A 23037-nucleotide genomic window follows, 5' to 3' on the forward strand; every position below is an offset into this window, starting at 1 on the left:
GTAACAACGGATCTAGATCGCAAAGAAAGCGTAGACGCCAAGGCACAACAGAACCAAAACGCCTCCGACGTACGGTGCTGGTTTCCACGGCGTTAAGTCAACAAGCTTGGCATCTCGTTGCTCGTACGGCGAATCACGGCGAATTCCCATCGCCACCATGACCAATTGCATCACGATCAAAAATGCAAACACGGCTCCCATGTAGTGGAAACCATTGACGAACGTGGCTTCCAACCATCCATCTTCGCCACCGCCAAAGAACGTACCGATCACCATCAGGACCAAGCCAACGATCAACGCAGCCATCGCGGATCGTCCGTCTGCGGTTTTATGGAACAACCCCAACAGAATGACGGAAGCTAGCGGGATGAAGTACACACCGTTCAATCCTTGGAAAAAGCTGAACACTCCGTCGCGTCCATAAAACACCAACGGTGCCGCGATTACGGCAAAGATGGCGACAACAAAGCTGCAAACCTGACCCGAGAAGCGAACCTGTTTGGTGGTCGCATCCGGTCGAATGTATTGCTTGTAAACGTCCAGCGAAAACAATGTTGCTGCAGAGTTCAGCACGGAGTTGAAGGTGGAAAGGATGGAACCAATGACGACCGCTGCGAAGAAACCCAGCAGCCACTCAGGCAACACTCGAGCGACCAAAGCACCGTAGGCCTGACTGGAATTCCAATCGCCATCGGAATTGGTTCCGACCGCATCGATCATTTGTTGATCGTTCGCGGTGACGACTAAATAGGCCGCCGCAATTCCCGGCAGCACCAAAATCAACGGCGCCAAGATTTTGAAGAACGCCGCCAGCAAAACGCCCTTTTGACCTTCGGCCAAATTCTTGGCACCAAACGTTCGCTGAATGATCTGCTGGTTGGTGGTCCAGTAGAAAAAATTCAGCAACAACACTCCCGTGAACAACGTTGGCCAGTGAGTGGACTCATTATCCGCCCCGAGTGACCGAAAGGCGTCCGGGTCGGCTGCGTCGATTTTCTGAAGGGCCCCGCTGATTCCACCGTCATCGCCAGCGACGACCTGCAGTGAAAAGTAGGTGATCATCAAACCGCCGACGAGCAGCCCCGCACCATTGAAAGTGTCGGACACCGCGATCGCCCGCAAGCCACCGAAAATGGCGTAGGCACCGCCCAATGTCGCAATGAAGACGAGCAGCATCCAAATCATTTGGTAATCGGTGACACCAAATTTCACGTTCAACGAGAGCATACTGTTCAGTCCGTTTGCCCCCAAAAACAGCACGAACGGCAACAGAATCAGCATGTATGCCACGATGAAAATTCCCGCGGTCAATGCACGGACGCTGCGACCGTAGCGTTCTTCCAAAAACTGTGGAATCGTCGCGATTCCAGACTTCAGATACCGGGGCAGGAAAACCAAAGCGAGAATCACAAGCGAAATCCCAGCAACGACTTCCCAGCACATCACTGACAAGCCATCGCGAAAAGAATCCGCATTGAGTCCGACCAACTGTTCGGTCGACAGATTCGTCAGCAACAACGAACCGGCGATGAAGACTCCAGTCAAAGACCGACCGGCCAAGAAATAGCCCTCGTCGGTGTCCACATCGCTGCCACGCGTTTTCCACCAAGTCAAAAACGCCACCATGCCGGTGAAGAATAGAAAGGAAATCAGCGTGGTGGTGTTCATGGACATCCTCGGGTGTTGCATCATGCAAATGGGTTCGCGGCTAGACCACATACCATACAGCGTCACCTGCTCACTCACAGCCGCCAGGCAGATTTTTCTTCCTTTCAACCCTCACAGATGGTCACGATCTTCCCTTCAACACGCTCTGCCTCACCAATCACGCATGACCTCACCACAATCAACTCGCGACCACAACTAAGACATATTGCCTTCCAATCGACTTTCGTGACCATTGGACTTCACCAGCGAATTAGCGTTCCGCCGGCCGGAATCGATGCGACTGGCTATCGCCGACGGACTGAATTTCGCAAAATGACGCGTTCCACCATTGCCCCACCGTCTGGGCATCCGCCCGCTTTCCGAATTTTCGTTTGCTCCACACTCATGGCCCAACGTTCACGCAAGTCCCGAGACGCTGAGACCAACCCTGGCGAGAATTCCACCGACTCAGATTCCAAACAGGATTCCGCAAAGGACTCCAAGCCAAAACCGGAGTCCATCAAAATCAATCCCAAGGTCTTCAACGGCGACTCTCAGATCGAAGTGGACGGGATCCATGTCGACCTGCGAAATCGCTATTTGGCCGCGTTTCTTGCTTGGCTGGTCCCCGGCGCGGGCCATTTCTACCAAGGTCGACACACAAAAGGGACCTTGTTCGTAATCAGCATCCTCTCGATTTGGATGCTGGGTTTTGCCCTTGGCGGATTTCACGTCGTCTATGCTTCCTGGTATCCAGGCGACAAACGCTGGCACTATTTTTTGCAGGCCGGAGTCGGCTCCGCAGCACTTCCAGCCTTGGTTCAAGGCAACCGGATGCGACTGGCAACGGACAGCCGCGGCCGGACCCGTTCGGACTACGAGCCCTTGTGGAATGGCTTCATGGCACCTCCACATCGCCCAGTCGTTGAATCCGAGGCCGATGAGGTCGCCGCCTGGTACGCCCGGCGCGGATCGGGATACGAAATGGGAACTTGGTACACGATGATTGCCGGACTGCTGAATTTCCTGGTGGTTTACGACGCGTTCGGTGGCCCTTTGGCGGTGCCGATCAGCGGCCGGAAGAAACGCGAATCGGATTCCTCTGAGACTGCGACCAACGAAGGAGACGCATCGCCGGAGTTTGCGAATGGCGTCTGAAGCGATCACACTTTTCTATGCGATACTCATCGCCTTATCTAATCAGCTGACTTTTCTGTCGAAGGACGCGCGTTGAACAAGCCTGCTCGCTCCAAACCTCACGTCGCCTTGATGGTCGAGACCGCGACCGTCTACGGACGTGAAGTTCTGTCTGGAATCATGCGTTTCATGCGAACGCAAGAAGATTGGTCGGTCTTCCTAGAACAAAGAGACTTGTTGACGTCGCCGCCCTCGTGGCTGAACGACTGGCAGGGTGACGGAATCATTTCGCGTGGATCCACCGACGAAATGATCGAGGCGGCGGTCCGGCGGAACATTCCGGTTGTGGAACTGAACGACCGCAGCGAAGTCGACAAAGCACACGTCCGCAGCGACGACGCCAAGATCGGTGAGATGGCAGCCCGACACTTGATGGAACGCGGTTTTCAACACTTTGCCTTCTGCGGATTCGACTTCGAAGCGTGGTCGCAACGACGCCAAGAAGCGTTCATCAAAACGATCCAACAAGAAGGCGGCCAATGCGACGCATTCAACTCGCCTTGGATGAACCTGGCGCGCCCATGGGAAGAAGATCAACAAGCGATCTCGGAATGGTTGCAATCGCTGCCGAAACCCTGCGGGATCTTCACCTGCAACGATTTGCGAGGCCAACACGTTCTCGCAGTTTGCTCAACGTTGGAATTGACCGTCCCAGAAGAAGTCGCCGTCATTGGTGTCGACAACGATGAATTGCTTTGCCAATTCTGTCAGCCACCGCTGTCCAGCGTGATTCCAAACGCGGAAGCTGTCGGGTTCCTTGCCGCTGAACGCCTGTCCCGATGGATGAAGGGCGAATCGCATCACGAGACTCAGCAAGTCGTCGCGCCGACCGGAGTCGCCACCCGACTTTCGACCGATGTTGTTGCCATCGATCACCCCGAGGTTGCCTCCGCTTTGGCGTACATTCGTCAACACGCTTGCGAAGGCCTGACCGTTGATGAAGTGCTGCAAAACGTGGCCGTCAGCCGAAGCACACTTGAACGGCAACTTCGGCGGTATTTGGGCCGGACACCCCAGCAGGAAATCCGAAACGTTCAGCTCAAACGTGTCCGAGAATTGTTGGTCACCACCGAAATGGCTGCCGAACAGATCGCTTACCGAGCGGGGCTCGATCATCCGGAATACATGCATTATGTGTTCAAACGTGATCTCGGAATGACACCCGGCCAGTACCGGCAAAGCGTCCGAGGCCAAGAAAGCTGAGCCAAAACGGCGAAAGCGATGCGGAATTCACCGGTCGACTCCGCCGAATTCCGTGGGAATTGCGTCGCCAGCGCGGCAAGAAAATTTGGTGCTGGGGCTGGGACCAAGTATACTAAGCCGACCTTGATCGCTCCCGGTCTAGCCTTTTCGATCGCTGATTTGCCGCCCGCATTCAGCAACGTTGGTTGTCGCGGCAGGGAGATCGATCACGCAGGGTGCCGAATCGATGGTGGATTTTGCCGTCCAACAACCATCCATCTTTCAGCTCCCGACCATTACTTCTCCCTGCACACTGATTCTCAGGATGTTGACCGTGAATCGCCACACCTTCTCTCGTTGCACCCAATCTTCGTTCTTCGGAATGAGCTCCCTGATGTGCGTTGCCGCTCTCGGTTTCGCCGTCGCGAGTTTTGCATCGCCTTCCACCGCTAATGCTGGTGGCGAGGAAGCCGTCGTCAACGGCTTGTTCGAGGCCATGGAAGCCGGAACCGTCGAAGCCAAGTTCATTCCCCAGTCGTCGGCAAAAGCCAACCTGTTGGTCAAAAACTTGACTGACAAGCCACTTCACATCCACGTTCCCGCGGCCTTCGCTGGCGTTCCTGTCCTTGCTCAAGGAATGATGGGCGGCGGCATGGGAGGCATGGGCGGTGGCATGGGAGGAATGGGCGGCGGCATGGGTGGCATGGGCGGCGGCGGTGGCGGTCAAGCCATGGGCGGCGGCGGAGGAATGGGTGGCGGCATGGGCGGCGGCATGGGAGGCATGGGTGGCGGCATGGGAGGGATGGGGGGCGGCATGGGAGGCTTCATGCGAGTTGCCCCCGGACGTACGACCAAGATGGCTCTCAACACCGTTTGCCTGGAACACGGCAAGCCAGAACCAAACGCCAAAATGAAATACACCATCGCTCCACTCGACCAAGTCACGAAAGACCCAGCCGTGGCTGCTTTGTGCGAAGCACTCGGCAATGGCGTAATCGCTCAGAACACCGCCCAAGCTGCGGCTTGGCACCTGACCGACGATATGTCCTGGAATGAACTGGCAGAGAAGAACCGCAAGGAAAGCCAGTACACCGGAAACGAGCCTTACTTCACCTCGTTCGAGTTGCGTGCCGCTTCCAACGTGGTGGGCGAAGTCAAACGGATCGCTCAGGACTACCAGGACAAACTGGAGTCAGCCGAGAAAACCGAAGGCGGCCTGACACTGGACAACACCTACGGCGGCTGAAGGTTGCGTGCCGCTGAGTGAACGCGAAAGACGCGGCAACAGAATCGAAAACAACGTTTACCTGCGAGGACATCACTGTCCTCGCAGGTTTTTTTTCGTCCGTTGGTTTCATTCGGTGAGGTGGCTCATTGTGAGGTGACTCACTGAATCACATCATCAATCGTCGTCGCCGGAGTGAACGGCTTCCGTCTTTCCAGCTTTCAATCGCAGGAACGCGTCGAAAAAGCCCTGCAGTTCGCTGCCATCAAGCACGCTGTTGAAGTTGCCGACGTAATGACCGGTCCGAGCGTCTTTGACTCGCTGGTCGGGATGCAGGAAGTAGTTGCGAATCTGGCTACCGAATCCGGTTCTCGCCTGAGTCTCGTACTTCTTGGCTTCCTCCGCTTCGCGGCGTTCTTCTTCGATCCGGGCCAACTTGGCCCGCAACATCTTCCAAGCGGTGTCTCGGTTCTGGTGCTGGCTTCGTTGGTTTTGACACTGCACGACCGTGTTGGTCGGGATGTGTGTCAAACGAATGGCACTGTCCGTTTTATTGACGTGCTGACCACCCGCTCCACTGGCCCGATACGTGTCTTCGCGAACGTCCTTCTTCTCGACATTCACCTCGATCGAATCGTCGATTTCCGGCGAAACACTCACGGCTGCAAAACTCGTCTGACGCTTGCTCTCGCTGTTGAACGGACTGATCCGAACCAACCGGTGCATGCCTTCTTCGCCTTTCAAATAGCCATACGCCATTGGTCCTCGTACCGCGATCGAGGCGTGGTTGATCCCCGCCTCCTCGTTTTCTTGGCGGTCCAGCAATTCGATTTTATATTCCTGACCAACCGCCCAAGCGGAGTACATCCGCAGCAGCATATCGGCCCAGTCATTGGCATCGGTCCCACCGTCGCGGGCGTTGATCGTCACGATCGCACCGGCGGAATCATTCGGACCGTTCAGCAACGCTTTGAGTTCGAGGTCATCCAGGACGACCTCCAGGCGATCGATCTCGGACCGAACCTCATCAACGATCGATTCGTCTTCATCAGCCATCTCAAAGAGGGCTTCCAAGTCTTCCGCCGAGGACTCAAGCTCATTCAGGGGCGAGACGATTCCCTTCAGGCCCTTCAGCTGCATCACTACCTTTTGGGCTGATTCGCTGTCGTTCCAGAAGTCGGGAGCTGCCATCTGCTCTTCAATCTTCTTGATCGCCTTGTTTTTGCCAGAGTGGTCAAAGAGAGTCCTGAAGTTGGACCAGGCGGCTGCGGATCGCTTGGCTGCGTTGTGTTAATTCAGCGTCCATGACGAAATGTCCCTCTCGGATATGATGGTAAACGGGCGAGGCCGTGCACGGCGTGTGCAAGGCCCGCCAATTGTTCTTTCTTAGAAATCGGATTCTACATGTCTCGCGTGGTTCTCGCGATGAGTGGCGGCGTTGATTCCAGCGTCGCGGCACACCTGTTATTGCGTGACGGTCACGAAGTGATCGGTGTCTTCATGCGTCACGGCGAAGCCTCCGCGGCCGCTTGCCGGATTGATTCCGACGAACCGCAAAACACAAATCCGCTGAACCTACCGGTGCTGGGCGATTCTGCGGGTGGAAAGCGAGCCGACCACAAACAAGGCTGCTGCAGTGCGACCGACGCCGCGGATGCTCGCCGGGTCGCGATGTCGATGGGGATCCCGTTTTACTCGCTCGACCTGCAGGAAGACTTTCGCAAGATCGTCGACTATTTCGTCGACGATTACCTTGCCGCGCGAACACCCAATCCATGCGTCAAATGCAATCATTGGATCAAGTTTGGCCGCCTGTTCGATTACGCCGATGGTGTCGACGCTGAATTCGTCGCGACCGGTCACTACGCCCGGATGGTTCATTCCAATGGCCGGTCCGAATTGCATCGCGGTTTGGATGGACACAAGGACCAATCCTACGCTCTGTTTGGCATCGACCCAGCCCGCTTGTCTCGCATGATGCTGCCGGTCGGCGACTTCACCAAACCCGAAATTCGCGAAATGGCGACCTCACTTGGACTGGGTGTCTCGGACAAGAAAGACAGCCAAGAAATCTGCTTTGTCACCCAAGGTCACCACAGCGACTTTGTCAAATCCCGTCGTCCCGAAATGGTCGGCGCGACCGCCGGCGAAATCGTGACCACCGGCGGCAAAGTGGTCGGCGAACACAAAGGCTTCGAAGCCTTCACCATCGGCCAACGCAAACGACTCGGTGTCGCGATGGGTGAGCCGCACTTTGTGATCCGCATCGAACCGGACACCCGCCGCGTTGTGATCGGGCGAGCCGAAGAATTGCTGCGTCCAGGATTGGTCGCAGATCAATGCAATTGGTTCGTCACACGCGAAGAGCTCGCGGACGCTCAGTCGGTCGGCATTCAAATTCGCTACAACGGACAACCTCACCCTGGTCATGTGGTGATGGATGGATCAGACCCGACTCGCATGAAGGTGATGTTCGACGATCCGCAAGCCGCGGTCGCACCGGGCCAAGCCGCCGTTGTCTACGACGGAGAAAGAGTCCTTGGCGGCGGCTGGATCACCCACGCCATCGATCATATCGCCGACGGAAGCCCTCCGCCGGCATGAGCTCACCCCATCGCTTCAAGCGGTCCGATCCACAAAGCACCAACCATCCTTGCGACACTTGCAAGCAATTCCCATCTCAACGTGCTACGCCAATTACTCCATTCCACCTGTAGCCGACAGAGGCCCTCTGTCGGCCTGAGCGCACTCAACAGCGGTCTCGGGGTTTCGCTTCGAGCGAAGGATGGCAGCCCCATCCAAGGCAATGGGGGACACAATGCTCACGAGCACGACGAAGCAGAAGAGCCTGAATAGGATGACCTTGGGTAAGGCGTTCTTATCAACCGATGATCTCATCGACGATTCGTCCGTGGACGTCGGTCAATCTGAAATCGCGACCGGCGTAACGGTACGTCAACCGTTTGTGGTCATATCCCATCAAACGCAACACGGTGGCGTGCATGTCGTGCACATGCACGCGGTTCTCCACCGCTTTGAATCCCAATTCGTCGGTTGCTCCGACTCGGGTTCCGGCGTTCACACCACCACCGGCCATCCACATCGTGAACCCGTAGTGGTTGTGATCGCGGCCGTTCATTTTGCCTTGGTTGGATCCCTCTTTAGGCATTTCAACAACGGGAGTCCGCCCAAACTCTCCGCCCCAAATCACCAAGGTTTCGTCCAGCAATCCGGTTCGTTTCAGATCGGTCAACAAAGCTCCAATCCCTTGGTCGACCCCCTTGGCAACTCGCCGGTGTGCCTTGTCCAAATCATCGTGGCTGTCCCAGGGTTGGCCGGCACCTGTGTAAAGCTGCACGAAGCGAACACCTCGTTCGACCAACCGTCGTGCGATCAACGCTTGCCGGGCGAAGTCGCCATCGCCATACATCGTGCGTGTTTCTTCCGTTTCGCGACTGATGTCAAACGCTTCCGACGCTTCGCTTTGCATTCGATAGGCAAGTTCAAAGGACTCGATGCGCGATTCCAAACGCGGGTCGTTCCCTCGCTGAGCTGCATGTTGTTGATTCATCTTCGCCAACAGATCCAACTGCTCACGCTGATTGATCGGGTGAACGGAACGGCCGCGAATGTTTTCCAGCAACCGTTCGACCGTCGCGAAACTGCTGTCGATGTAGGTGCCTTGGTACTTCCCCGGCAAGAAGCCGTTTTGCCAGTTCTGCGACTCCTTGATCGGGTATCCACCCGGACACATCGCGATGAACGATGGCAAGTTTTCATTGTCGCTGCCCAAACCATAAGTGAGCCACGATCCCATCGCGGGACGGATCAATCGAGCTTCGCCGCAATTCATCAGAAGCAATGACGGCTCGTGATTGGGCACATCCGCGTACATGCTATTGATCACACACAAATCATCCGCGTGCGTTGCGGTATGTTCGAACAGCTCGCTGACCTCCAATCCGCACTCACCGTACTTGTCCCATTTGTAGGGCGACCGCATCACGTTGCCGGTCGGGCGCTCGGTCTTCAAGTTTGCCATCGGAGCCGATTTGCCATCGAACTCTTCGAGCGCGGGTTTGCGGTCGAATGAATCCACTTGGCTGGGTCCGCCATTCATAAACAAGTGAATGACGCGTTTGGCCTTCGCAGGAAAGTGTGGCATCACTTCACCACGAAAGTCCGTTGCTTTCGGCAACCCGGAGGCGACGCTTTCACGGCACAAAGCATCCGTCAATGCGAGCGAGCCGAAGCCCATCCCGCAAACTTTCAATGCTTCACGACGAGACAAAGGGAGATTCATGATTCAATCCACGAATGCGAATTCGTTGGTGAGGAATAAAACCTGGGCGAGTTGCGCCAGGCGATCCAGCTGGGGTGTTTCGGTTTTCTGGAATGGACCACTGAAATCGTCCACCGAGTTGGCTTCGACGACCAAGCCATCGCTCGCCGTCGCCGAGATCTTTGATCGCCAGAAGAAACCGTCGTGGCTCAACGTCGGACCGCTGTGAGCGATGAATTCGACGAATTCGCCTTTGCGGATCGATCGTTTCCTGGCTGGCAGAGGTCGGTTGCTACTGAATTGCTTCTCGTCAAACACAACCTCGCCGGCGATCCGAATCACAGACTGAATCCCATCGCCTTGCTTTGCCCGGTGACCGACCATTCCGATGACCTTCACGACCCCATCAATGGGACTTTTCCATCGGCGTACCACCGCCGCGTTGTTGCCGTGCCCCGGGTGCCCACCTTCGTTAGTCAGCCGAGCGTAGGTGAACGCCCCCGGACTTGGGTACTGCGCTTCGATCTGCCAACCGTTCTTGTCAAAGACCGGAAACGGAGTGAACTCGCTAAGCTGTTTGTTTTCCCACTTGGCCGTGCCGTACGACCAAAGCTCTCGTGGATCAGCGTTGACCAACGGAGGCAGGACTTCGGATTGAACAAATGCGACCGCTCCATCCAATTCCGACGCGGATGGCTCGCGTTGAAGCAGCCGCCGAAACAGCATCCTCACTTGTTGGCGGACGTCGGCGGCGTGATCCTGCTTCACCTGACTTGCCGCCGCCAGTGCGGCCCCGGTCAACTGCGAGTGGTTCATCAAGAACAATGCTTGCTGCGGCACAGTCGTTTGATAACGCTCGGGCGAATGCATATCGGGACTGGCAAAATCAAACGTGCGAAACAACCCCGGCAAGTTCTGACGATTGATCATCGCATACAGCGTTCGACGCGGCGTGATAGTCGGCGATGTGATCTCAACCGACTCACCACCGTATTGGCACTCCATCTGGCCCGCACCGACCAGGATGCTATCACGCAGTGATTCAAAATCTCGTCGACGTCGTTCCGCTCTGGCAAGTGCCGTGTTATTTGGATCGAGAGTTAACGTCTCGGCGTCGGCGGTGGATGCCTGCTGATAAATACGGGTCGACAAAATGCGACGCATCAATCGCTGAGTGCTCCAGTGCGTTTGAAAGTCCGCCGCCAAATCATCCAGCGTCTCCGGAATCGCCGGAGCGGGGGTTCGAAACCCAAAATCACTGGGCGAATCCACCAACGGGCGCCCGGTTAAATGCCCCCACACACGATTGACGTAAACGCGAGCGGTCAAAGGGTTATCAGCCGCGACGATCTTTTCTGCGAGGTCCAACCGGCCGCTGCCGTTCTCAAATGGAACTTCTTCTGATCGACGAAACGCCGTCAAATACTGCCGAGGCGCGTCGTCTCCGCGATTGCCCCGTTGGCCTCGAATGTAAACCTGTTGTCGGCGAAGCTTGTCGCGATCGACCAACATCAAAGGGCTCGCTGCGGCGTCCAAGTCCTCCGGCGGCACACTGTTGTTCAGAACGTTGTAGAGCGAGTAGTAATCCACCGTCGGGATCGGATCGAACTTGTGATCGTGACAGCGTGCACATGAAACGGTGAGTCCCAACAACCCGCGAGTGATCACATCAATGCGATCATCCAGCGTGTCTTCGTTGGACAGAAATTTCCGACCAATCGTAATGAATCCCATCGCATCTGCATTGCCGTTCTCGTTCTCAGGATCCGTTCGATCACCCGCCAATTGATGACGCACCATTTCGTCAAAAGGCATGTCCTCAGCAAACGCTTTCAAAACCCAATCGCGATAACGATGTGATCCTTTGATCGTTCGCTCTTTGCCCGCGGTCGTGTATCCGATCGTGTCGGCGTAGCGAGCGACGTCCAACCAGTGCCGGCCCATTCGTTCGCTCATGCGAGGATCCGCCAACATCCGATTCACTCGTCTTTGAAACGCATCCGGACGACGATCTTCGCGGAACGATTTCAGCTCATCGTACGACGGCGGAAGGCCGGACAAATCAAAATGCAAGCGACGTAGCAACGTATCGCGGTCCGCGATTTCACTAACAGAAATCCCCAGCTCGCCGGCGTACTTTGCCGACAGGTCGTCAATTAAATCGCTAGAGAAGGGATGCGCCGTAACACTGTCCTCCCGCAGTTCCGTTCCGCTAACACGGCTTGGAGGGACAAAGGCCCAGTGCGAATCCACATCGCGACTGAGCGGCGAGACAGACTCTTCGGGCGGATGCTCATCCGTTCGTGGATCCGCCGCTCCCGAATTAATCCAATGCTTCAGAATCTCGATCTCGTCGTCATCAAGTTTCTCATCCGGAGGCATTTCCAATCCGGGTTCGTTGTAGCTGATCGCACGAACGAGAACGCTAGCATCAGCATCACCCGGGACGATCGATGCGCCGCGTGAACCACCGGTGCGCATCGCGGGAGCGGTATCGAGTCGGTAGTCTCCCATCGATTCGCCGGACTCGACCGAATGGCACTCGTAGCAACGCTCAATCAAAAGCGGCCGGACTTTGGCTTCGAAGAAATCCGTGTCATCAGCACAGGCCCAAACGGGAAAGATCAGCGATGCGACCAATCCGAGACTCAGAGATCTGACCCATTTCGAATCGAGCTCGCTCAGGTGGCGCGCATGAGAAGACCGATGGTCTCGATAGGATCGGCGGACGAACATCGTCGTTTCGCTTACTGGCGGGAGGGGAGGATGGCGGGGGACGGCTTGAGGTGGGGAGACGGAAGTTCAATCCGTCCCAAAACCGACAGGTACCATTGTATCACCGCTGATCTATGGAGTCACTCTCGAAATGACTTGTCGATCAATCTTGCCCGCAAACGATTGCCATGACCGCTGTAGGTTCGCTCCGATTTCAGCAATTCCTCCACCTCATCCCACTCTTCTGCATGCTCTTTGGCTCGAGCCAGGTTGTAGCGAGCGGAATCTTCCCACATCGACATTTGGTCTTCGTCCAAGACTCGTTTTTCGAACCAATTCGCTGCAGTGGCGAAACGCCCGTCGTCGTACTGAACCAAAGCCAACCAATGCGTGGCGGTGCGTTTGCCCAAACGCATGAACATTTGAATCTGTTGTAGTTGTTGGTCGTACTGAGAGCTGTCGATGCCCAATCCGCGTCGCAAACCATATCGCTTTTGCAAATCGACATTGATTCGCAAATCCGAGATTTCAAATTCCGGAGCACGTTGTTCCAGATACCGAGTTCGAGCACCCTTCACTCCCTCGATGTCATCATCGGCGAACTGACCGGTCAGATGCTGCCACCGACCACTGGAAAGGTTCCGGGCCATCTCATCTTGCCCCTCCAGCACCGCCCAGCGAGACGTGTAATAGAACGAGAACAAAGGATCACGGTCGACCATCCGTCGGGCCTCGGCTTGATAGATGTCTGCCAACAAAGGCAATGTCCACATCCGAACACCGGCAACACCGGGAATGGCATCCAGCTTTTCGGCGACCGCATCAACATCCACATACAACGTCATCCGACGATCGCCGGTCAGCCCGTCTTCCAGCTTTTTCATCCGTGGAGAAATGGCCTGCATTCGGCTGTTGAGCAACGCGACGCTCTGTTGAATATCGGTTCGCGACAATGGGTAATCGAAGTAACCGGCAACATCCAAACGACGCATCACCGTCGGCTCTTTGCGAGCCTGCTCCAAAGTCGCAATACCGACTTGATCGGGACCGGGAATCGGCAATCCCAATTCGGTTTCGAACAAGTAGATTTGGTCACCCGCCAACACTCCGACCGCCCAGGGCGTCAACACACCGTCCTCGTCCGATTGACGAGCCAACACCGCGGAGATCACTCCGGCTTGCTCGCACAATGCTGTGAAGACGTTGGCTCGTTGAATTGAATCACCGCGACCACGCCAAATGGTTTGATACAACGTTTGACGATAACCGGGCCCTTCCAACTTCATTCCAAATGGAAACGGAGGCTGCGGGACTTGCGGAGGCACACTTACCGAGCTGTCCAGTGGCTCCACGGCAACATTGCGAATCGTCCAATCAAACAACCGGCAACCCGTTCGGAGCTGACTGGCAGCATCTTCGCCGATCTCACCAGACAATCCCTTCAACCAATCGACCAACAGCGGATCTTCTCGAATGGGATTGTCGATCCACTGAACCGCTTGTCGAAACAGGTACGCATCTCGCAGGACGCTCACGTCGGAAGGTTGAAAATCGTCTCGCAAAACTTCCCCGCGGAGATTTTCTTCTGGGAGCACGTCGGTCAGTGTCGATGCCAGTTCCGGCATTTTGACCGGGTCACCGTCACCGGATTGATTCTGGGACCACTGGTTCAAATGGTAAGAAATTTGGCGACTGGCTTTCTCTTCATTCAGCCCCACAAATTGGCTCAGCAGCGAAACGGTTTCACCGAGGTGATCCTGCTGGGACTGCTTTTGCAACGCGACTTGTCGCTGCGTTTGAATCCGACGAACGGTTTCCGAATCATCGGTGCACCCGGTCATCAAGACCGCGGCGGACGCCATGCATGCCAATACCGATGCGGGCGAAAAAGCGAACGTCATGGCTTGTTTGGCGGAGTGGAGCACGGCGGGAACAAACAGAGCAGCGAAGAAAAGAAGGCGTTTCGAAAACGTTGCATCGCGGGACGATCAACCATCCAGGCCGTCAACCGCTTCTCGCAATCGCAGCAAACGGTCCAACGTTCCCGCGAATCGGTCCAGCGGGATCATGTTCGGCCCGTCACTCGGCGACGTTTGCGGATCGGGATGCGTCTCAAAAAAGAGAGCATCACAACCGATGGCTACGGCGGCGCGAGCCAATGGTTCGACCATTTCTCGATTTCCGCCCGTTGCACCGCCCAAACCGCCCGGTTGCTGGACGCTGTGGGTGGCGTCAAAAACGACCGGAACGCCCAAAGACCGCATGATTGGAATCGCTTGCATGTCATTGACCAGGCGGCCGTAACCGAAAAACGTGCCTCGTTCGCAAGCCATCACGCCGCCATCGCCTGAACCTCGCAGCTTATCCACCACGTATCGCATGTCCCCCGGAGACATGAACTGCCCCTTTTTGACGTTCACCGGTCGCCCCGTGCTCGCAGCCGCGACCAGCAAATCAGTCTGGCGAGCTAGGAAGGCGGGAATCTGCAGCAAATCACAAACTTCCCCGACGGCTGCCGCCTGCTCGGGCAAATGGATGTCAGTCGTCACAGGCAATCCAGTGTTGGCCCGAACGGCCTCAAGGAGCCCCAATCCCTGTTCGATCCCCGGTCCGCGCTGAGCCGCCAAACTGGTCCGGTTGGCTTTGTCGAACGATGCCTTGAAGATCACTTGCACATCGGAACGCTGATTGATCCGAGCCAATTCTTCACCGATTTGGAGTGCCAACTCACGCGACTGCAACACACACGGGCCAGCAATCACCAACAGGGGTTCCCCCGGTCCGCACACGTAATCGCGAATTCGAACGGGTTGAATTTCAGGGGTTTCGGTCATCGGTTCGCAGGCCATGCGGGTTTGGCGGATCAAAAGCAATCGAATGATCGCAAGCCTGCTGACGATCCGTTCCGCCAAGTCGAGCCAACAATCAAATTGCTTCGTTTTATCTTGGCGGTTGCCGGTTTCGTTGCCAATCCGACTGACAATATCAGCCCCGTTGTTTGCGCGGCGCAACGCGGACCGAAAGTTTGCCTACTCGGCCGGCCGAAGCAACGTGACGTAGCCAGGCAGGACTTCGATTTGAACAGGTAATCGCCCGGCGTAATCCCCGTCGATTTGATAGGGCACCCGCGACAGACTGGTCCACGTGATCTTGGTCGATTGAAAACGAAAGACGTCGGACCTTCTCAGATGACGCCCACCGGGCAATGACATCAAGTAACGCAACCCTGCGATCACTGAACCATAAGTCAGATTGATCAGATCCAGTTTTCCATCGTTGCCATTCGCTTCGGGCTCAATCGGCAACGAGGCCGCATAGCATGGCAGATTGAACGCCATCATCCAGCAACCGCTGGTCCGAATGGATTGAGTGGTCGAAGAAGCGCCGGTACTCGATTTGTCCCCACCGGATCCGGCAATGACCGCTTTCTCAGACGACACCGCGGCGGCATTTTCCATTTCGGCATCGATCACGGGGAACGCGTACCGACGAATCGCTCGCCATAGCGGTCGTGCATAGCTGAATCGATTGATATGACCGCGACGAGTCAAATGCATCGCTCGGACGACCTCGGCGTCAAAGCCCGCCGTCACCATCACCAAAAACAACCGACCGTTCGCTCGGCCCGCATCGATTTTCATCGCGGCACCGCGACGGATGGTTGCCAGCACAGCCTCCGCCTGACGTGAATACTTGTAGTATCGAGCGAGCAGGTTTTCCGTTCCCATCGGCATCGGAATCAACGCACTGCCCGGCGGCAATTGACCGGCCAGCAACGCCAGCGTCCCATCACCTCCGGCTCCCACAACGGCGACATCATCGGGCAAACGATCCGCCTCTCCCACTCGCTCAGCGAGCTCCGCCAAATTGTCGATCCGGCGACAAGTCAATCCATCGGCGCGACACAGTTCGATCAATCGCAAGATTTCTCCGCGTCCGGCACCCGTCCCCGCCTTGGGGCTGGTGAAGATCCAGACTTCACGAATGGTCCGTTTCGAATCCACGGCGGGCACGGTCAATCAGTTCTCTATGGTCGGGTGATGAGGGCGGAATTCATTCGAGAGCGAAGTGTCAATCAAATCGCGCCTGGGTGATAGACGAAAATGATGCTCCCTGCCGAACCTATCCGCCAAAGTGCGACGTTGTGTCGTGGCGGGTTCGCTTCACCAGAGCCTTTCGAACGGGCGGCAACGCGGCTCGAACACGGATTTTCGGACATTTGCACTCGATCAGACCGGCCAAAACAGCAACCTGAGCCATGAAACGAGGATTTTCTGCGCATCTGTTTGCTCGCTCAGTTTTCGCAACCTAGGCTTCGACGGAACCATTCAACATCCGTTGTTGGCCTCCAATTCGCTTTGACTTCACTCTCCTGAGCAATCCCGTGCAACTGCTGCGACGTTTTTGGGCCCCTGCGATCATCCTTCTCATGGTGGCGATTCACGCTGCCGTGATTGGCTACGTTCGCAGTCGCGTGGCTCGGCTGAGCAACATGCAGAGTTCGGCAATTGAAATTGGGCTGATGAGGTTCCAAAACCCCAACGTGCCCGATTGCACGTACCAATTTCAACTGCATGCCATCGTCGATCCCTCGCGCCGTTTTCGTGGTGAGGAACGTTTGAAACTGAACCAGCTTCCCATCACCGAAGCCGCCGAACAAATGCTGCGACAGGTCGACGCCTCTTGGCTGAATGACCCATCGCAAAAGGAAATCCGTGAACGTCTGATGGATGTCGTGTTGCAGCATCTCGATGAACCACTCGTTCAGCGGGTCGTCATCACTGACTGGCTCTGTCTGCCGAGCCAATCCGTCCCAATGACCAGCAACATCATCACCGCGTCTCTGTAAACGCGGGTTGGAACGCGACGATCACGCTCGCGCAGAACACGCGAGAATATCGGCTTGAGAACGGTCTTCGTAAGACGTTACAAACGCTCGGCCATTAAACCGTCGATCATTCCGGTACTGTCGGCGAACCGTTGCATGGGAACCCCCAGCAATCGAGCCTGGGTCAACCACAAATTCGCCAGCGGTGTTCCTTCGGGCATGTTGATGTGACGCCCAGAGGCAACGCGATCGCCGCCTCCCGCAACAACGATTGGCAGATCGTTGTATTGGTGCGTTGATCCATCACCCAACCCTGATCCATAAGTTAAAAGGGTGTTGTCGAGGAGTGTGGAACCATCGGCTTGCTCGATCGAGTCCATCTTCTCCATCAGATAGACATATTGCTCCACATGAAAACGATCAACCTTCAGCAAATCATCGATCACCTTCGTTTGATTGTGTGACATTTGGTGATGGCTGCGAGGCTCGTCAAACAAGCTCTCAAACTTGAATGGCGTGTCCCATCGCTCTGGCCCCACCATGAATGTCGCCACGTTGGTCAGCCCGGTTTGCAACGCGACCACCATCAGATCACCCATCAAGCGAATGTATTCGCCGCGAGGCAGATAGGCTTCGGGCGGTTCGTCCAATTGCACGCGAGAAAGTTGCGACTTCATCTGTTCCAATCGATCCATTTGCGTTTCGATCGTACGAATCGAATCAAAGTACTCGGCAAACTTGTGCCGGTCCTCGTACCCCAAATGCATCTTCAAATCGCGAGCGTCCTCAAGGACCAAGTCCGTGATGTCTCGATAGCGATCGATTTCCTGGGTGGAAAACAATCGATGGTACATCTTGCGAGGGTCCCGAATCGATGGTGCCAGATGCCCGGTGCCGAACCACGAGATGTTGTCAAAGTAGATCGACTCTTTGTTGTCGCGGTGGCTGTTGCAACTGAACTCGAGAGTCGCAAACGGTGTTTCGGTGCCGATCACATCCGCCACCAAATGGTCCAGCGTTCGATCGAGCGGCCAAGCCGTTCCCTGATCCGTGTACGGGACCGCACTGCTCAAGTAACACGATGCGCACTGCGCGTGCACGTCAGTTCCTTGCTGGAACGTGCGGTCCATCCCGGTGATGAGATTAACTTTGTGTTTGAGCGACTCCAACGGTTCCAAGGTGGGTGTCAATTGACCGAGCGGTTCGTCACTGGCGAACGGGCTTTGTTTGCCCAATGATTTCATCACATTGCCAAGATTGCCCTTGGGAATCACATCATTGGCTTCGCCCGGAAAGAAGCCGCGACGGACGACCCCAATCGGCACATAGAAATGCGCCATTCGCATCGGCACATGATCCGCCTGCGCAGCGATAGCAATGCTGGGCATCCAAGGCAGTGCCAAAGAAGCTCCGCCCAAACCGCGAAGAAAGCGACGTCGACTGGTTCGAATCATGGCCGTGGATTGCTCGCGATTTGCGGGAATGATTTGGTTTGAAACGGTTCGCTCAACACAACTTGGCGAAGCAGCGTGTGAATTTTGTATTCGTCCGCGGCAACCTTCGCCGTGATCTCATCCAGCGCAACACGATCGGCGGCACTCAGCGGACGAGCCAACGCGAAACTCAGCAGATGCCCCGCCAACGCCTCGGTGAATCGATCCTTTTCCACCAGCAACGCGTCCTTGAATTCGATCACGTTCTCAAAACGGTGCTTGCGAAACAGCGTCCCGGCCATGTCGACGTCGCGACCGTTTTCGTATTGATCTCGCCAAACACCCACGGGATTGAAATTCTCGAGTGCGAACCCCAACGGGTCGATCTGTTCGTGGCAGCCTTTGCAATCGGACCGTTTCCGATGCATCGAAAGTCGTTCACGAAGCGTTAAGTGCTCTTCGCCTTCGGCAGGTTTTTCCCCCAATGCGGGAACGTCCGCGGGAGGAGGCTCGGGCGGGTTGTTGAACACAACCCCCGCCAGCCAAGCGCCTCGGGTGATCGGTTGCGTTCTTTCCGGTCCCGATGTCATCGTCATCACAGCCGCGTTCGTGATCACGCCGCCACCGCGTCGGTCTTCGATTGGCAACCGACGAAACCGAATGACCTGCACGCCTCGGCCGTTTCGATCGTGTTGGATTGCCAAGTCGCCGTAAGCATCCTCTAGCAAATCAGATCGATACGTGAAGTCAGAATCAATCAACTGAGTGATCGGTTGGTTTTCGATCAACACAGTCTCAAACAACAGCAGAGGTTCCAACATCATGTGCATGCTGTCGCGGTACTTCAAAAAGTAAAAGTCCGGAAACTCTTCCGGACTGGGCACCGACGAAATAATCCGCTCCAGCTGCAACCACTGCGAAGGAAAGCTGTCGCAAAAACGCTTGAGCTTTCGATCGCGAATCATGCGTTCGAATTGCTCATTCAAAACATCCTTCTCATGCAGACGCTTCTTCGCAGCGAGTTCCAACAGGATCTGATCCGGGATGCTTCCCCATAGAAAGAACGACAATCGAGAAGCGAGTTCGTAATCATCGAGCGGCGTGACGGATGACGACTCGTCAGCTGAGTCGTACAGGTACAGAAATCGGGGCGAAGAAATCGTTGCCGCCGCGATAGCCCTCATTGCAACGGGAAAGGCGACTCCTTCCTTGAGGTTCTGCAAAACGTATTGGCTGTAACGATCCAGTTGAGATTGATCGACTGAGCGGCGAAACGCTCGCGTCAAAAACGACTTCAACCGTTCACGCACGATTGACTCGATGTCAGCTTCGGGCGTTGGAGCGGCGAAGAACGAATCCCAAATCCCGACGTTGGCCGGAACAAAATCGGAACTCTCGGTGATGGATTGCCCGAGTTTCAAAAACGACTCCATCAACAACGGCGACAGCGACAAATGGTCGGCTTGATTGTCGTAACCGTGTTCCGCACGCAGATCCTGAGGGAATGCAGCGACGCCGGCCAACCGAGGTTCGATCATCTGTGACTTGCCCAGTGGCCGACTTCCGACAAACACTTCCTCAGGCATCTTTCCCGACGCCGGTTGGAAGTAACCGCGATGTTCCCGCAGCATACGTTCGGGCAAGGTGAACACAGTGCAATTCAGATCGAACAGATCCACCACCGCATTGTTGTATTGAAATCGATTCATCCGCCGAATCGGTGTGCGAGGGTATTGTCTGGTATGGGCGACCGCGTTCTGAAGGGTCGCCTTCAATTCGGCCAGCAGCTTCCGACGTGTCTCGGCCGGCAACTGCGTCTCGCCCTCCGGAGGCATCTCTTCCAGATCCAGAACGTCAATCAAACTCTGCAGTTGATCCAAATCGTCGGCGACGTTCCGATCATTGATCTCTGACAACGCGATGTCGCCCTCAGGATCCTGCCCGGCCGAGTGACACTTCACGCAATGGGTTTGGAGAACCGTTTCCAGCGTTCCAGAAGGTTTCGCCGAAGCATCGGGAGCGGTGCGTTCAGGTTCGGACGCTGACACCGCCTGCGTGGTGAGCAGAACCGTCAACGCGCAGAACATCGCGAAATCAGTGCATCTCAGCGGAGGATTCCGCATGGGACTGAGTCTTCCACAAGGCAGGAATGAAGGTGGGGGAGGGACTCCCAGTGTAGCAAACCGCATCGCTGGTGTTTTTCTGGGTTTTGGTGAGGGCGTTTCGGCGTTCGCGACGCAGGAACCCCCGACAACCCAACACGGCAATCAATTCCGCCAAAACTCACCCTCCTGCACAAAGCGAGAAGACCGATGAAACCCGCACTCGTCCTGTCGATTCCGTTCCTGCTCGCTTTCGCGGCAACCACGCTGAACGCCTCTCCAATTCCCAGCAACATGCGAGAAACCCGAGCCATCGACAGCGATTTGGCTCGCATCGAAAAGGAATGCCAAACATTGCAAAACCGACTGACTCAGCTTCGCCAACAGGTCAAAACGGCTCGTGACGGAGTGAACCATGCCATCGACGCGACACGAGCCATCAAGGCGACCGACGAACGCTTGATCACTCTGATCGACAATCTCAAACCCTACACCTCTGTCCCCAAAGTTCGCACAATCGCTCGTACGCTTCGAAAGAACTTGCAACGCGTCCAGGAACAAATTCACACGTTGCGTAAGAAGACGGACAAAGCCGAAAAAGACATCCTACGTCCGGCAAAGGACCGTTTGAAAGTACTGGAACAATCGATCCTGGGCGGCGAGTTCAAACTGGCGAGCTACAAGAAAACCATTTCGACTTGGCGACGCGATTTGCAAACCAACGCGGCTCGCGCCAATTCGATTCCAGGTGGAGCAGCTGCTTTTGACGCAACATCCCGTGTTGCCCGCCCTACTGTTCAGTCGATTGCCACCGTCTTGACTAACACACGCCAGTCCCTCGACCGCGTCGGAAACAACCTGACCCAGTGGAACGATCCCATCCGTGCATTCATGACGATGGATCAGTCACTGTCCAGCTTCGAGAAGAAATTGGCTCCAGCAGAGAAGACCGCAGCCAAACTTGAGAAAACGCTCGGCAAAAAGCTTTCGATCAAACTCCCATTCGGTAAGAAGACCATCACCTTCAGCATTCGCGAAATTTTGGAAACGCCGGGCAAGGTTCTCGGCGTGGTCCTGAAACCGCTCGAAAAGCTGGCGGACAAACTACTACAACCTGTTCTGAAAGAACTGAAGCTCGAGATCAAAGCCCCGAGTGGCATCGCCAACCTGAACAGCGAACTCAATCGATTGCCTTCAATCGAAGCCTCGTTGCGACGCGAAGCCGATCAATTGCAGCAACAGATCACCACGCGGTTGCAACAAATCATTCAAAGCTGGAGTCGCATCCAACCTCATTTGCCACGGCATCTGACATCGCAACCCCAACCACCGAAGCGACCGATCGCAGCAGAACGTCCGGCACAAAATCCTCCCAGCTCCAAGCCAGCACCGGTTCGCAAGTTCCCGGTGATGTTCATCCAGCCCTAATGCGAACGAGGTCACCTCACGACAACGTTCCCGCTGCCTCGCTCCATCGGATCGAGGCAGTTTTTTTACTTCTTTGATCGGTTGTGCATGTGCAAGGCATACTCCTCAATGGTGATGATCTTATCTTGATTGAGATCCGCGGATGCCGGACTCATCAGCATTTGTTTCCACTCACGCTCATCGAGAGACTTGGATTCGTCTTTGTCGTATCGGCTGATGATCTTCTCGGCGTAGGAAAAAAGTTTTGGAGCGACATCTTTGAGCTTCTCGCCGAGGTCAGACTGCGGAAGTGGCGTTGCCACGCTTGCCAAGTACTTCGACCACAACGAGACAACTTCGCCGCGAATCTCTTGGTCGCCCGATTTCGATAGCTCATTCAAGCAATCCACATTCTCGACAACGTTCAAGTTCAACACCCCTGCGAGCTGTAAATGAAGCAACGTCATCGGACCGGTCGCTTGTAGCCGCTCTGCGAGCGTTGCGTTTGCGATGTCCGAATGCTTCGTCAACACACCGACGGCGGGAGCCATCGACCGATGGCTCAGCGGGGTACGTCGGTCCGGGTTCTGATACCGCATTTCCAAGTAGTCAATTGCGGCATCGACCTTTCGCTGCGGCTTCAACTCCACTCGATCTAACATTTGAATCGCATTCAAACGCACGAAGAGATCGGAAGCGTCGAGGCACTGTTCGACCGCATCGTTCAAACAATCTCCCCCATCCGGAATGTTCGCACACGCTTGAAGAGCATTGACTCGAATCACAGGTGACGGATCGCTGACTGACATTTCAAACAATCGGTCGACGATCTGCTCGGGATATTTCGTGTCAGTTTCTGTCGCCGCCGGCGAATTGGGCTCCCGCTCTTCAAACACGAAATCTGCCGCTTGAACTCCGGGGGCCTGAGCACAAAACGCCACCATCAAAACGATTGAACTGCGATGAAAAAGATTCCACATCTCGAAAATCCCGTTGGAGGCAGTACGACTGTCGATCGC

General features: G+C 55.7%; 16 protein-coding genes. 6 read left to right on the forward strand and 10 right to left on the reverse strand.

Annotation, left to right across the window (positions count from 1 at the left end):
- Window positions 1–12: 12 nt before the first annotated feature.
- Complete coding sequence (locus RB_RS13380) at window positions 13–1668, reverse strand: solute:sodium symporter family transporter (RefSeq protein ID WP_037201147.1); 1656 nt, start codon at window positions 1666–1668, stop codon at window positions 13–15.
- A 225-nt stretch (window positions 1669–1893) separates the two neighbouring features.
- Here RB_RS13380 and RB_RS13385 point away from each other — a divergent pair, with 225 nt between their 5' ends.
- The 3 genes from RB_RS13385 to RB_RS27880 all read left to right on the forward strand — a co-directional run bounded on the left by RB_RS13385 (window position 1894) and on the right by RB_RS27880 (window position 5272).
- Entirely contained in the window at window positions 1894–2805 is a 912-nt protein-coding gene (locus tag RB_RS13385) for a DUF6677 family protein (protein WP_164921984.1), read from the forward strand.
- 72 nt (window positions 2806–2877) lie between these two features.
- A complete protein-coding gene (locus RB_RS13390; protein ID WP_011120976.1) occupies window positions 2878–4047 on the forward strand; it encodes an AraC family transcriptional regulator in 1170 nt (389 codons plus the stop codon).
- Window positions 4048–4351: 304 nt separating this feature from the next.
- Window positions 4352–5272, forward strand: coding sequence for a hypothetical protein (locus tag RB_RS27880; RefSeq protein ID WP_193427774.1), 921 nt, complete (start codon window positions 4352–4354; stop codon window positions 5270–5272).
- A 156-nt stretch (window positions 5273–5428) separates the two neighbouring features.
- On the opposite strand, the gene prfB is transcribed toward RB_RS27880, so the two are convergent.
- Window positions 5429–6557 (reverse strand): peptide chain release factor 2 gene (prfB, locus tag RB_RS13400; protein WP_338111360.1). Its coding sequence is split into 2 segments (ribosomal slippage): window positions 5429–6487 and window positions 6489–6557, totalling 1128 coding nucleotides; the frame shifts between segments, so codons are not numbered across the junction.
- Window positions 6558–6655: 98 nt separating this feature from the next.
- On the opposite strand from prfB, the gene mnmA reads away from it, so the two are divergent.
- Window positions 6656–7855 carry a tRNA 2-thiouridine(34) synthase MnmA gene (mnmA, locus tag RB_RS13405; protein ID WP_011120981.1) on the forward strand — a complete coding sequence of 400 codons (1200 nt, stop codon included), beginning with the start codon at window positions 6656–6658 and terminating at the stop codon, window positions 7853–7855.
- A gap of 277 nt (window positions 7856–8132) precedes the next feature.
- Here mnmA and RB_RS13410 read toward each other — a convergent pair whose 3' ends face one another.
- The 5 genes from RB_RS13410 to RB_RS13430 form a co-directional block, all read right to left on the reverse strand.
- Window positions 8133–9554: a DUF1501 domain-containing protein gene (locus tag RB_RS13410; protein WP_011120982.1), complete on the reverse strand. Its 1422-nt coding sequence runs from the start codon at window positions 9552–9554 to the stop codon at window positions 8133–8135.
- Window positions 9555–9557: 3 nt separating this feature from the next.
- Window positions 9558–12173 carry a PSD1 and planctomycete cytochrome C domain-containing protein gene (locus RB_RS13415; protein WP_193427775.1) on the reverse strand — a complete coding sequence of 872 codons (2616 nt, stop codon included), beginning with the start codon at window positions 12171–12173 and terminating at the stop codon, window positions 9558–9560.
- A 215-nt stretch (window positions 12174–12388) separates the two neighbouring features.
- The gene (locus tag RB_RS13420) at window positions 12389–14149 is read right to left on the reverse strand and encodes a CDC27 family protein (protein ID WP_231846475.1); all 1761 of its coding nucleotides are present in this window, start codon (window positions 14147–14149) and stop codon (window positions 12389–12391) included.
- Window positions 14150–14236: 87 nt separating this feature from the next.
- Entirely contained in the window at window positions 14237–15097 is an 861-nt protein-coding gene (gene kdsA, locus RB_RS13425; RefSeq protein WP_011120986.1) for a 3-deoxy-8-phosphooctulonate synthase, read from the reverse strand.
- Window positions 15098–15277: 180 nt separating this feature from the next.
- Window positions 15278–16261 (reverse strand): diacylglycerol/lipid kinase family protein, encoded by a 984-nt coding sequence (locus tag RB_RS13430; RefSeq protein ID WP_007324520.1) that lies wholly within the window; start codon window positions 16259–16261, stop codon window positions 15278–15280.
- A gap of 416 nt (window positions 16262–16677) precedes the next feature.
- Here RB_RS13430 and RB_RS13435 point away from each other — a divergent pair, with 416 nt between their 5' ends.
- Window positions 16678–17097 (forward strand): hypothetical protein, encoded by a 420-nt coding sequence (locus tag RB_RS13435; RefSeq protein WP_007324518.1) that lies wholly within the window; start codon window positions 16678–16680, stop codon window positions 17095–17097.
- A gap of 77 nt (window positions 17098–17174) precedes the next feature.
- Here the strand turns inward: RB_RS13435 and RB_RS13440 are convergent, their stop codons facing one another.
- Together RB_RS13440 and RB_RS13445 are read right to left on the reverse strand one after the other, a co-directional pair.
- On the reverse strand, window positions 17175–18530 hold the full coding sequence (locus RB_RS13440; RefSeq protein WP_011120991.1) for a DUF1552 domain-containing protein: 1356 nt from the start codon (window positions 18528–18530) through the stop codon (window positions 17175–17177).
- A complete protein-coding gene (locus tag RB_RS13445; protein WP_164921986.1) occupies window positions 18527–20596 on the reverse strand; it encodes a DUF1592 domain-containing protein in 2070 nt (689 codons plus the stop codon). Before RB_RS13445 ends, RB_RS13440 begins: the two co-directional genes overlap by 4 nt.
- A gap of 225 nt (window positions 20597–20821) precedes the next feature.
- On the opposite strand from RB_RS13445, the gene RB_RS13455 reads away from it, so the two are divergent.
- Window positions 20822–22039, forward strand: coding sequence for an AAA family ATPase (locus tag RB_RS13455; RefSeq protein WP_011120994.1), 1218 nt, complete (start codon window positions 20822–20824; stop codon window positions 22037–22039).
- Window positions 22040–22104: 65 nt separating this feature from the next.
- Here RB_RS13455 and RB_RS13460 read toward each other — a convergent pair whose 3' ends face one another.
- Window positions 22105–22998, reverse strand: coding sequence for a HEAT repeat domain-containing protein (locus tag RB_RS13460; protein ID WP_165447216.1), 894 nt, complete (start codon window positions 22996–22998; stop codon window positions 22105–22107).
- Between the last annotated feature and the right edge of the window lie 39 nt (window positions 22999–23037).

This window comes from Rhodopirellula baltica SH 1 (assembly GCF_000196115.1).
GTDB lineage: Bacteria > Planctomycetota > Planctomycetia > Pirellulales > Pirellulaceae > Rhodopirellula > Rhodopirellula baltica.

Excerpts from the sequence above, each read along its gene's own strand:
- RB_RS13460 (WP_165447216.1), bottom strand. The coding sequence starts at position 22,998 with ATGTGGAATCTTTTTCATCGCAGTTCAATCGTTTTGATGGTGGCGTTT.
- RB_RS13440 (WP_011120991.1), bottom strand. The coding sequence starts at position 18,530 with ATGATTCGAACCAGTCGACGTCGCTTTCTTCGCGGTTTGGGCGGAGCT.
- RB_RS13435 (WP_007324518.1), top strand. The coding sequence starts at position 16,678 with ATGGTGGCGATTCACGCTGCCGTGATTGGCTACGTTCGCAGTCGCGTG.
- RB_RS13420 (WP_231846475.1), bottom strand. The coding sequence starts at position 14,149 with ATGACGTTCGCTTTTTCGCCCGCATCGGTATTGGCATGCATGGCGTCC.
- RB_RS27880 (WP_193427774.1), top strand. The coding sequence starts at position 4,352 with ATGTTGACCGTGAATCGCCACACCTTCTCTCGTTGCACCCAATCTTCG.
- RB_RS13445 (WP_164921986.1), bottom strand. The coding sequence starts at position 20,596 with ATGTTCTGCGCGTTGACGGTTCTGCTCACCACGCAGGCGGTGTCAGCG.
- RB_RS13455 (WP_011120994.1), top strand. The coding sequence starts at position 20,822 with ATGAAACCCGCACTCGTCCTGTCGATTCCGTTCCTGCTCGCTTTCGCG.
- RB_RS13410 (WP_011120982.1), bottom strand. The coding sequence starts at position 9,554 with ATGAATCTCCCTTTGTCTCGTCGTGAAGCATTGAAAGTTTGCGGGATG.
- mnmA (WP_011120981.1), top strand. The coding sequence starts at position 6,656 with ATGTCTCGCGTGGTTCTCGCGATGAGTGGCGGCGTTGATTCCAGCGTC.
- kdsA (WP_011120986.1), bottom strand. The coding sequence starts at position 15,097 with ATGGCCTGCGAACCGATGACCGAAACCCCTGAAATTCAACCCGTTCGA.
- RB_RS13380 (WP_037201147.1), bottom strand. The coding sequence starts at position 1,668 with ATGAACACCACCACGCTGATTTCCTTTCTATTCTTCACCGGCATGGTG.